Source organism: Lactobacillus sp. ESL0677 (genome assembly GCF_029392875.1).
Classification (GTDB): domain Bacteria; phylum Bacillota; class Bacilli; order Lactobacillales; family Lactobacillaceae; genus Lactobacillus.
On the sequence record NZ_CP113946.1, the window covers coordinates 1,920,345 to 1,932,437 of the forward strand.

The 12,093-nt window shown below is 39.5% G+C and carries 8 protein-coding genes and 1 riboswitch; of the genes, 3 read left to right on the forward strand and 5 right to left on the reverse strand.

Annotated elements, in window-relative coordinates; genetic code table 11:
* Nucleotides 1-5 precede the first annotated feature (5 nt).
* Both OZX76_RS09345 and cas3 read right to left on the reverse strand, forming a co-directional pair.
* Complete coding sequence (locus tag OZX76_RS09345) at nucleotides 6-1,706, reverse strand: type I-E CRISPR-associated protein Cse1/CasA (protein WP_277179714.1); 1,701 nt, start codon at nucleotides 1,704-1,706, stop codon at nucleotides 6-8.
* Nucleotides 1,699-4,449, reverse strand: coding sequence for a CRISPR-associated helicase Cas3' (cas3, locus tag OZX76_RS09350; protein WP_277179716.1), 2,751 nt, complete (start codon nucleotides 4,447-4,449; stop codon nucleotides 1,699-1,701). Before cas3 ends, OZX76_RS09345 begins: the two co-directional genes overlap by 8 nt.
* Before the next feature lie 332 nt (nucleotides 4,450-4,781).
* Between cas3 and OZX76_RS09355 the strand changes: the two genes are divergently transcribed.
* Nucleotides 4,782-5,174, forward strand: coding sequence for a hypothetical protein (locus OZX76_RS09355; RefSeq protein WP_277132289.1), 393 nt, complete (start codon nucleotides 4,782-4,784; stop codon nucleotides 5,172-5,174).
* 1,287 nt (nucleotides 5,175-6,461) lie between these two features.
* Here the strand turns inward: OZX76_RS09355 and OZX76_RS09360 are convergent.
* The 3 genes from OZX76_RS09360 to OZX76_RS09370 form a co-directional block, all read right to left on the reverse strand.
* Nucleotides 6,462-7,370 (reverse strand): EamA family transporter, encoded by a 909-nt coding sequence (locus OZX76_RS09360; RefSeq protein WP_277179718.1) that lies wholly within the window; start codon nucleotides 7,368-7,370, stop codon nucleotides 6,462-6,464.
* Between the two features lie 110 nt (nucleotides 7,371-7,480).
* Nucleotides 7,481-8,143, reverse strand: coding sequence for a thiaminase II (tenA, locus tag OZX76_RS09365; RefSeq protein ID WP_277179720.1), 663 nt, complete (start codon nucleotides 8,141-8,143; stop codon nucleotides 7,481-7,483).
* Nucleotides 8,144-8,156: 13 nt separating this feature from the next.
* Nucleotides 8,157-9,050, reverse strand: coding sequence for a LysR family transcriptional regulator (locus OZX76_RS09370; RefSeq protein ID WP_277179722.1), 894 nt, complete (start codon nucleotides 9,048-9,050; stop codon nucleotides 8,157-8,159).
* A gap of 142 nt (nucleotides 9,051-9,192) precedes the next feature.
* Here OZX76_RS09370 and OZX76_RS09375 point away from each other — a divergent pair, with 142 nt between their 5' ends.
* Nucleotides 9,193-10,818 (forward strand): malolactic enzyme, encoded by a 1,626-nt coding sequence (locus tag OZX76_RS09375; RefSeq protein WP_277179724.1) that lies wholly within the window; start codon nucleotides 9,193-9,195, stop codon nucleotides 10,816-10,818.
* A gap of 26 nt (nucleotides 10,819-10,844) precedes the next feature.
* Nucleotides 10,845-11,810, forward strand: coding sequence for an AEC family transporter (locus tag OZX76_RS09380; protein WP_277179726.1), 966 nt, complete (start codon nucleotides 10,845-10,847; stop codon nucleotides 11,808-11,810).
* 116 nt (nucleotides 11,811-11,926) lie between these two features.
* A riboswitch (TPP riboswitch) is annotated at nucleotides 11,927-12,028 on the forward strand.
* Nucleotides 12,029-12,093 lie beyond the last annotated feature (65 nt).

Sequence of the window (12,093 nt, forward strand, 5' to 3'; positions counted from 1 at the left end):
AGTTATCACTCCTTCTTCATCTCTGAATTAACACGATATTTAAAATAGTTATTAATCGTGAAAATATTTCTAAGGCCTTTATCGGTAAGAACCCCTTTTACATCACGTGATGAACTAGTATCCATTACCTTTTTAGCTTCTGCAAAAGCATGCTGTTTAAGCTGCTTTTCCCAAAGAAGTACCTTTTCACCACGTTCGTCATGATTAGTTAAACCTGCAAGCCAATCTTTAAACGGTTGATTTAATCCATAATAAAACTTAGCGCTTAAGCGATTTGCAAACTCTTTAAGCGAGTTGTCTTTAAATCCGCGAATTTCACCAACATCACGTGCAAATTGCCAAAAGTTTGACCCAACTGTCTGCGTCTTTTCAATTACTGCTTCAATTTGCGCTGGCCAATAATCGGCATCATTTTCATCAAAAAGAACATCGGCATTAATACTCATATCATCAGTAACTTCAGCAACCGGAGATTGTGATGTCGCATTACCATCGTCAATCAAATCCACTGACGCCAATGTCAATAATTTATCATGCGGAATTGCTCGCTTTTCTTTAAGTAACCGCAGCCAAACAACAATTCCCGGCTCCCTGTTATCATGAGCCTTATTGGCATTAACATAATTACCGAAGTTGCGCCACATCGCTTTGCTTAATGACTGCAATCCTCTGACTGCTGGCCTATAAGCCGCCGTCTTTTTATCATATTTCCAGACCGTCATCGGTTCAATCATTGCGTTATCACTGACAATTTTGGGTAGTCCTGCACTAAAAATAGTTGGTTCACCAGTATCATCCCATTCAATATGCAAAATCCGTGACCAACTTGTATACAGCTCTGCAATATTATTCGGTAAAAGATTTTTTTGGCGTTCACTCACGTACTCTTTTGCGCTTGCATATTCCCAGACTGGTCTTTGCCGTGCTGGCTCTTGACTAAATAAAACTAGGTTTAACATCAAAGTTTCAAAAAGAGTTTTACCCTGAGCAAAAACAGGATTTAATTTATACAGCCAACCAGGTGAAACTGAGAATTTCTCATCTGCTTTAATCTTAGTTTTATCAGTTACCCCAGTAAAACTTTGGTAAGTAATGATCCATCTAGCCAATTCATCGACTGCAATTTGGTTTTTACCTTCACCAGCTTTTGGTGCGAATAGCGCTGGAGTATTGTTACTTTCAGAAATGCGTCTATTAATTTGCTTAACTGATACTGTTCCCGTACCCTTGGCAACAGCCTTATTAGCTGGAACTAGCTCATCATATTCAGCTTTTGTTACCTGATAAAATGGATGTTCACCAAAGAAAGCAAACTTATCAGCGTAATGCTCTAAATATTTAGTAACAATCTCTGTAAAATGTCCTTTTTGGTATAAACTTTGCCAAGTTTTTACTACTGTCTGTTTAATACGGTTCTTAGGATAAAACTTAATTATCGTAGCATCTGATAAAAATTGCTCGGTGCCTTTTTCTAGCCATTCATAGGGTTTACCATCTGCATCAAAACGCGAGTATACCGTCGTTAAGATTGCTAATAACAGTCGTATAATCGCTAAATCTTGTACTCGCATATCACCAGCTAATTGCCGGTAATTTTGCGCATTTTTAAATAATTCAATTAAAGACACTTTTTTCTCTCGACCAGTCTGTTGATCGATTACTTTAAGCCAAGAATCTGTAATTAGATTAAAGTCTTTTTCAATCATCATCATCATCCTTTGTATAACTTAAACCAAACTGCTCAGAATACTGCAATTTCCACTTACCAAGAGTAGTTGTTAAATTTTCATCTAATGGCAAGGCTAAGGCACCTTTGAGCAAAACACTATTTTGCCAATCGGCACAGTATTTATTAGTAAGTTTTTCTAAGCGTTTAATTACCGCTTCAATTTCATTAGTATACTGGGTAATTGCAGTTGGTAGTCTGATTACTTGCTCTGAAATATCATAATCTGAAACCTGAGCTAAATCTTGACCATTAATTAAAAAGTTGCCCTTAGCTATATGCTTAAGCAAAATAACTTCAATTGTTTCCTGAATATCGCGGACAGACGCACTAGCCTTTTGTTCATCCTTATCAACATCTAATTGATCATAATTCAGCCAGCCATGAATTGATTCTTCAGGGTCAGGATCATTAATTTGAAAATTACCGGCTTTTTGTTCCTCTTTTTCAATATAAAGATCAAATTCTTCTTTTGCTTTTTCAATTCCAGCAACTTTAGAATCAGTTTTAGGATTATAAACTTGCTGGACAAGATTAGAAATATCATCAGGTAACGTAATAGTATCTGGCAAAAAATGATCCGTCTTCATTAACAAATATTTATGATAAATGCTCTCATTGGCTGCGCCATAATCGCCAAAATCGTTAATTCCCATCACATAAAGTTGTGGCTGCTCTAAATTTTTCGGTCTAGTAATTTCATGGCGATGCAAACGCCCTGCCCGCTGCAAAATCAAATCAATTGGTGCAATATCTGTATAAAGAACATCAAAGTCAATATCCAAAGATTGCTCTAAAACCTGTGTCCCAATTACAACTAATTTTTTTGGTCTCTTACCTTTTTTGCCAATCGCATTTTGCAATTTTGTTTCCTGTGCTGTACGTTCTGGCGCTAAAAAGGCAGAATGTAAAACCATGAATTCTACATCGGATTGCGCAACTAATTTAGCCAATGATTGTGCGCGTTTAACTGTATTTACAATAACTCCAGCAATCCCACCAGCTTTTATCTTATTTAAAATAGCAGCTACCAATTCATCATCAGGTAAATTAATTCTTTCAACCTGCAACTTTTGTACTTTCTGGTCGCTTTGACCAGGGAATTCTGAAATTTGCTTTAACTGACAGCCATCCAGAATACTTACTAATGGATATGCTTGATTGTTTTCCCAATCAGCAGGCGCCTTAAATTTTGAAGCAAATTGCCAACCATACTTACCAATTAAATATGATTGAATCAATAACCTTCTCTTTTCTGTTGGCAATGTTGCTGACAGAATTACAATCGGAACATGGTATGTACCTAGCCATGTGATTGCCTTATACAAATATTGACTCATGTATGCATCATAAGCATGGACCTCATCAATCACAACTACTTTGCCGCTCAAACCTAAATGCTTTAAAAACAAATGCTTTTGCTTTAATCCCATCGAAAGCAGATTATCAATCGTACCAATCGTGAACTTAGTCAGGATAGTCTTTTTCCCAGAAAACCAGCTATTAACTGTAACAGCTCCAGTATCTGTATCATCTGCCACATTTTCCGCATCAGGTAGCCTTTTATATTCGCTATTAAACGCTTTTTTACTGTGCATTAATTCAATTGAAAAATCACCGTGTTGCTCATCAGATAGTTTTTGCAGCCAATACCCAACTCGACTAAACATTCCATTACTAGTTGCCTGTGTTGGCAAACCCATAAATAATCCATCTGCGCCGGTAATATAAGCTAACTGTTCAGCAGCAACTAGTGCAATCTCTGTTTTACCTAGGCCCATTGGCGCTTCGACAATGATCATACCCGGATCAGTCGTTTCACCAATTGCTTTAGTTATTGCCTTTTGAACTGGTCTTGCTTTAAACTGCCATCTCTTTTCATACGGGTCAGTTGCTTCAGAAACTTTTTGTGGCTCCCATTCATCGCCAAGATACCAATTGCGCATCGCCTGTTCAAAACGCTCTTCCATATTTAAATCATGCCAAGTTTGATCTAGTCTAATTAACGGAAAGAGCTCTTCACCATTATGTGTGCGCTCACTTGAAGCTAGCCAATCAGCCATAATTATTAGGCCTTCCAATATCACAGCTTGCGGTTGAGTAATGTCCGGAATATCTGCAACACTTTGATAACCTGCAATTGCTAAGCCATATTCAAACAATTCTTTTTGGACTTGCCGCCAAGGCGTTTTTAGGATTTCATTTTGATCACTTTGATAATAATTTGCTGTATGACTCCTAATTTCATCATACGGAGTGGTTGACTCAGGCTTACCATGATGGCCGCCAATCAATGCAGCCACATTTTCTGGCACACCAAATTTTAGTAATAAAGCTTCTCCAGCTCGGTTATGTGGAGATTCTCTTCGGAGCGACAATTCCAAATTATTAAGGTCAGAGAAGCCTTGCCTGATTAGCCTTTCAATCAAAGCATTATCTAAATCATCATCATGAATATATGCCTTTTTAGTTTGAAAAGCTGGTGTGGCTTTGCCAAAGTCGTGGATAAAGCCCAAGAACTTGACCAATTTATGAATTTCGTCATCAGACAAATTTCCTTTTAAAAATTGACGTTGATTATTAGATAACCAATGATTATATAAAAAATTAATTACATTTTTAGTATCTGTTAAGTGAGCAATCAATGGTAACCATTTTTGTTGCCCATCTTCTGTATTTTTCTTTGCCCATAATGCTAAAGTTTTACTTGATAAAGCTGTCATCACTTTAAATCTCCTTAGTTTATTTTTTTATTAATTATTAAGTTCAATATATACTCTTACACGCCTCGTTGCAAGCGCTTTAAAAATAATTTTAAATAAATGGGCTAAGTATGACGCTATAGCCCAGAAATTAGCCCCCACAAATGTGGGGAATACCATATTTTTATTTATTATTAACGGATGACCCTCATTATTATGAGGAATACATCTTTAATTATACCATCTTCAAATAATGTTGCTTCCTTATCCAAATTGACCCAGACAACCTCTCTAAGCAGGATTCATATATTTCTGACTTGCTTTACAATCTGGCATTACCTGGTACTTTATTCTTGATCATCATTTCAGTAAGGTTGCTAATACCATTTCGCCAAGTTTGTAACTGGGACTTAGTATTAACCGAAAATGGGTACCCGGTAATTAACGTTAATCCTTCCAAAAAAGCTCGAGATAAATACATGATGGCATTAGCCACAGCAGAAGCGCCAGAAAATGACCCTCAACCATTTAGAGAACTAATCACTGATTACGTTGAAAAAGAATTAGACTGCAGAATTAAAACTCTGCAGTTAAATGAGAAATATACTCAAGAAGCAGAAGAATCATTTAATCGTAGTGGAATAGACTGGGATAAATTAGAAAAAGAAAGACTTGCGCAAGCAGAATTAGCATCACAATACAAGGCGCAAAAAGGACTTAAACAAGATGTCCCCGAATTAGAATGAAATTCTATAAATTATTGAATAGCAAAAATAGCTCAGGAAAGCCTGAGCTATTTTGTTACTTTATTTAAATATATGCTTGATAAGACAAGGTAGCATAAAACTGAAGTGATGTGCATCACCTGCCGGTAGCAGTCGTAATCGACTGCTGTTTTATGCAAATAGATACTTCTCAGATTAGTTTTTTAGAGGTTATTTTTATCCTGCTTCAATCACAACATTTAATAGGATTAATTTTTAACCCTCACCAGTGTGGGGAATACAGAATGTTATTTTTAGAATACACCATAGAATCACCCCCACCTCTGTAGGGAATACCTCAATACCTACCCATTGATCACCGTCAATGTCAGGATCACCCCCATGCATGTGGGGAATACACTGCCGTTAGTCCCAGTATCCAAGGGTTCATAGGATTACCCCCACGCTTGTGGGGAATACTAAGTGTCAAAGATAGTGAGTAAGCAGTACAAAGGATCACCCCCACCCATGTGGGGAATACGCCAGTGGCGACATGAACGGTGGCTCGTCAGCAGGATCACCCCCACGCTTGTGGGGAATACCATAAGCAGCCTTAATTTGACGATCACTATAAAGGATCACCCCCACCCATGTGGGGAATACCACATTACCCTCAGCAACAACCTCACCAAAAACGGATCACCCCCATGCATGTGGGGAATACTGACACAACTAGTTAGCAGTAACACTGTACCAGGGATCACCCCCACGCTTGTGGGGAATACTTAAATACCAAGCTAGAAGAAGCCAAAAATAAAGGATCACCCCCACGCTTGTGGGGAATACAAAAGGCGCTATCTTAAAAGGTAGCGCCCCGCAGGATCACCCCCACGCTTGTGGGGAATACCGCTGCCGTCTGGATTAAGCCCGTTAATTTTCAGGATCACCCCCACGCTTATGGGGAATACATCTTTTAAGATATTGAGCAAATTATTACTTAGGGATCACCCCCACGTCTGTGGGGAATACTGATATCTAGTATCTGAATTTATTCATTGCTTCAGGATCACCCCCACGTCTGTGGGGAATACCTAACCATGTTATCAGTTTCGACGATTTAGGCGGGATCACCCCCACGTCTGTGGGGAATACTTGTTGAAACTAACAATGGCAGTATAGGCTCAAGGATCACCCCCACGTCTGTGGGGAATACAGTAAAAGATCCCAGCTATATCAGTATCCTTAAAATGGAGAATACACTTTTTTCATTGGTTTGTAAATTTTAATTTATGATTACTTATCTTTAAAACTTTATCTATTGTCCAAGCTCTAGGAATTTCTTTTCTTCTTAGGCGTAATATTCAGCGCCATCGCTGCAGCAACTACCAAAAGGGCGCCAAGCCAATCAAGTGGCGTCATAATTAAGCCGAAGCACAAAACGGATCCAATCGTTGCGGACAATGGCTCAAAAGCATCAAGCAAGCTAGCCGTCGATGCCTTAATGAATCGCAGTGAGTTAGTCATCAATTGAAACGGAATAAGAGTACCAATCACAATTACTACAGCGACGGACAACCAAACTTGTCCTGTTAAATGCGTATGTGGCCAGACTGGATGAATAATTGTCAAACAAATTCCAGCAGAGAGTAATCCCCATCCTGTGACCACCAAACTAGAAACGCGGTGCAATACATTAATTGGAATTAAAGTGTTAGTTGCCACGCCAACTGCGGCTAACAGTCCCCACATAAGTACTTCGGGTGTAATCGCCAAATGACTGAAATCACCGTGTGTTGCAAGCAAAATAACACCAATAAATGCCGTGATTGCGGCTAGCATATCTAACATACGCAGAGTTTGCTGATGGCGAATGATTAAGTAAGCCATCACAAAAAACGGCCCAATAAATTGCAGGATTGTTGCAATCGCCGGATTGGCTTTTTGCACGGTAATAAAATAAAACAACTGCACTGGCAACAAGCCAAAAATACCGTACGCGATAATTACCCACGCATCATGCTTATTTTTCATTGTTGCTATCGGCTTTTGGTCAACAACCCCAGCAACTATTAATAAAACCACACCCGAAACCACCATGCGCATTTGTGTAAGCCAAATTGGTGTGATTTCTGGACTAATGTTAAATAATGACTTGGCAAATAGCCCCGAAATCCCCCACATAACACAGGCTAAGCCCGCAAGAAAGGCCCACAAATGTCTCTTCTTAGCTGATACCATTTCTAACTCTTCTTTTTTATTTTAACTTACCTATAATAACAAAAATCCCGATTAAGCTAAACTAGCAACTAAAAAAAGCATGACCATTCATGCTTTTTTGTTCGCCAACTTTAAGACCAACGCTCTTGTTTATACGCCATCTGCCAAAATTGCAATTCATAATAACTGCTACGAACAAATGCCAGTTGCATCTTTTCACGTTCACTTGCAGAGCTGGAATCAGCTAGCGAGTTGGTTAAGCGCAAAATCCGTTTCACATTAGTCGCATACCAATCGCCATCATAAGTATCAATCCACTCTTGGTAATAGGAAACTGGCGACCCCGAATCTGCTAATTTTTGGCCAATTTCCTGATACAACCAGTAACATGGCACAAGGGACGCAACTGTTGGACCAATTCCATCCCTTTCCAAAGTCATGTCCAAATGATTAACGTAAGCATACGCTGTTGGTGCAATCGGTGTTTGGGCAATTTCATCCGGCGTAATTTTCAATTGCTCGAAGAAGCGCTCACGTACCGCCATTTCACTATCCTTTAAGTCTTGAGCTCCAGCAAGCAAAAATTCTTTAGTTTGCTGATCAGATGTTTTGGCCGCAATTGCGCGATGAAACTTACTAAATTCATTTAGATAATACCTGTCTTGCAATAAGTAAAAACGGAATTTAGTCATTGGTAATTCCCCGCTTTTTAATTCCTGCACAAATGGGTGTACCATACTCTTTTGCCATAAACTATTTGCCGCTTGGTGCAATTGGTCTGTAAATTCTGTCATATCATTCTTCTCCTTAACTACATAAATTTTGCCGTAAAATTGCCAATAACTGCTGTTCGTCACTTGTTAATCGGTGAGTTTTGCGATAAGCAACTGACATATAAAAGTGTGGCTGCTTAGGGTCTGTTAGGTTAACCGTGCACAGTTGATCCGTCTTACTTAACGCAGTCTGCGTTAAAAAGCCGATGCCCAAATTTTGCCGCACCATTGCCTTCAATATTTGAATATCATTGGCTTTATAAATAATACGGGGCTTAATCTGGGCTCTTTTACATAGTTGTTTAAATGCCTGCTCGTGAACAAAAACATTGCTTAACGTGATAAACGGTTGCTTTTTTAAATCTGTAAAGGATACTGACTTTTGTTTAGCCAAAGGATGTTCAGGTGCGACCACAACCTTAAACTCGGTTTTGGCAAACAAATTAACATGCAACTGGTCATTAAATGTTGGTGCGATTGAACCTAGCAATGCCATTTCTAAGTCGCCCGATTCCAAGAGTTCCTGCAAATGTGACGAGCCCGCCTCAATCGTTTCTAGTGAATTGGTTAATCCCGCCTTAAATAATTCCGGAAAAATTTGCGGGAAATAATAGTTACCAATAATCGGTGGCAACCCCAACCTAATTACCTGACGCTCAATCTGCGCAATTTCGCGCTTAGTCAAATCTAATTCCGCTAAAATTGACCGCGCATGCGGCGCTAGTTGCTGACCTGTCGGTGTCGGCCGCAACTGCTGGTGTGAATGATCTCGCACCAGTAAGCTAGTCTGAAAATCATTCTCAAGTCGTTTAATTGCTAGTGTTAACGTTGGCTGTGACACACCACAATCCTTAGCTGCTTGCGAGAAGCTGCGCTTTTCTAAAATTGTTAAAAAATACATCAAGTCCTTAACGTTCAATGAATCCAAATTACTCTCACCCCTTAATCAATTTCCTCATATAACATTTTATTATAAGTTGAGCAAAATTTGACAATAAATTTATTACCCGCGTAAAGTACAGAATTGTTGCTATTAAAAATACTTATTGTATTATATTTGGAGGGCAATTATGGAACAAGGACAAAATATTTTAAACAATCCTTTTTTAAACAAAGGAACTGGTTTTACTAAGCAAGAACGTGAACAATACGGCTTAACTGGACTACTGCCAGCACGTGTGCAAACATTAGCTGAACAGGCAAGTCAAGCTTACAACCAATTTCAAAGTAAAACATCTGCTCTTGAGAAGCGCCTATTCTTAATGAATATCTTCAACGAGAACCGGACGTTATTCTTTTACTTGATGGGACAACATATTGTTGAATTTATGCCAATCGTTTACGATCCCACTGTTGCCGACTCAATTGAGCAATATGGTCAATTGTTTACTAACCCGCAAAATGCGGCTTTTTTATCAATTGACGATGCGGCAAATATCACAGCAGCCCTAACCAACGCTGCAGCAGGTCGCGATATTCGTTTAATTGTTGCAACCGATGCTCAAGGCATTTTAGGTATTGGCGACTGGGGCGTTAACGGCATTGACATCGCCATTGGTAAGCTGATGGTTTACACTGCCGCTGCCGGCGTTGACCCTAGCCAAGTTTTGCCCGTTGTATTAGACGTCGGTACTGATAACCAAACCTTGCTTGATGATCCAGAGTATCTGGGTAACCGTCATCACCGCATTCAAGGTGAACAGTACATGACTTTTGTCGACGAAGTTGTCCAAAATATCGAAACTGTCTTCCCGCATGTTTTGTTACACTTTGAAGATTTTGGTCGCGAAAACGCCGCAACCATTTTAAATAAATACAGAAACGATATTTTTACTTTCAACGACGATATTCAAGGAACAGGAATTGTTTCTTTAGCCGCAGTTCTTGGTGCGTTAAATATTTCTAAGGAAAAGTTAACAGACCAAATCTTTTTAACCTTTGGTGCTGGGACTGCTGGTATCGGAATTGCAAATATGATGCGGGACGAGTTAGTCCGTGCAGGTTTGAGTCCAGAAGAAGCTCGCAAGCACTTTTACCTTGTTGATAAGCAAGGCTTATTGTTTGATGATACCCCCGAGCTGACTGCTGGGCAAAAAGACTTCACTAGAACGCGCAATGAATTTGCTAATGCCGATGAATTGACTAACCTTGAAGCCGTGGTTAAAGCTGTCCACCCCACAATTATGATTGGGACCTCGACACAACCTGGTGCTTTTACCAAAGCTATTGTCCAAGAAATGACAGCACATACAGCTAGACCTATTATCTTCCCATTATCTAATCCAACTAAATTAGCCGAGGCCAAAGCCGAAGACTTAATTAAGTGGACTGATGGTCGGGCTCTTGTTGCGACTGGGATTCCTGCCGATGCAGTTGAATACCAAGGTGTAACCTATGAAATTGGCCAAGCCAATAATGCCCTAGTATATCCAGGACTTGGTCTTGGAGCAATATCCGTGAAGGCCAAGCTGATGAGCGATAAAATGGTCGCAACCGCCAGCCATGCTTTAGGTGGGATTGTTGATCCAACTATTGCCGGTGCTGCAGTTCTGCCGCCAGTTGCGAAACTAACCAGTTTCTCAGCCACAATTGCCGAAAAGGTAGCTCAAACTGCAATTGATCAAGGTTTAGCAGGTGAAGGAATTACTGACGCCAAAAAAGCCGTTCAAGAAACAAAATGGATGCCTAAATATTAATTAACTACAGAAAGAGGAAACTTTTTATGCAAGTCTTTTTGACATCTGTATCAAGCGTTGTCGTGATTATCTTAATCATGGCTCTCGGCTTTTTACTAAAACAATTTAATTGGATTGACGATAAATTTGGTAGTGAAATTTCTAGTATTATTACTAAAATCGCCCTGCCAGCTTCGATTTTTACAGCCGTTATGAAAAACCTTAGCCGTGGTAGCCTGCTGCAATTATCAACCGAATTATTGTTCCCAGCATTGGGCGTAATTATCGGCTACATCATTGCTTGGCTCTGCGTCAAAGTCTTCAAAATCCGTCCTGGCCGCCGCGGCATTTTTATGAACGCCGTGGTTAATGCCAATACAATTTTCATCGGAATGCCGTTAAACATGGCACTTTTCGGTGATCAAGCCATGTCTTACTTCTTGGTATATTACATTATCAACACCGTTTCCACTTGGGCCTTTGGCGTTTTCTTAATTCAAAACGACGACCCAACTGCTAAGGGTAAACAGACTAGCCACAAAATTAATTGGAAAAAACTTTTACCAATGCCACTTGTTGGTTTTATTGTTGCTCTAGTCTGGATGTTATTAGGGATTCCTGTACCTACCTTCTTAAACTCTACATTAACTTACGTTGGGAACTTAGTAACACCACTTTCACTTGTTTATATCGGGATTGTCCTGCATGACGCCGGGATTAAGAACGTCAAGTTCGATCGTGATTCAATCTTGGCCTTGATTGGTCGGTTCATTCTTTCACCAATCGTTTTAATTATTTTAATTAAAATTGGAATGAATGCTGGCTTCAACCTGCCAAGCTTGATGCGGCAAACCCTAGTTGTGCAATCAGCAACGCCAATGTTAGCTGTTTTACCAATTTTAGCTAACGAATCACACGGCGATGTTAAATACGCAACCAACATTGTTGTCGAAAGTACAATTCTCTTCATTATTGTAGTGCCAATTTTGATGACGATTTTACAATTTATCTAACAATTAAAAGAATAAAGGCCAAGCTGTCATCACTAGCTTGGCCTTTATTTTTTTAGCTTTAATACCGCCACTAACTTAGCATTGTATTCTTCATTAAAAATCGGTATAATTGGAAGCGATAACACGAGGGGGGCCTTTTAGGCTGAGATGAAACAACGTTTCAGACCCTTTGAACCTGTAAGCTAATACTTGCGCGAGGAACGTGTCAACTACCTATTGCTTTGACACAACTACGTGCCAAAGCTTTTTTATTAGCTTGGCTCTGAGGACTTCTTCAATTATT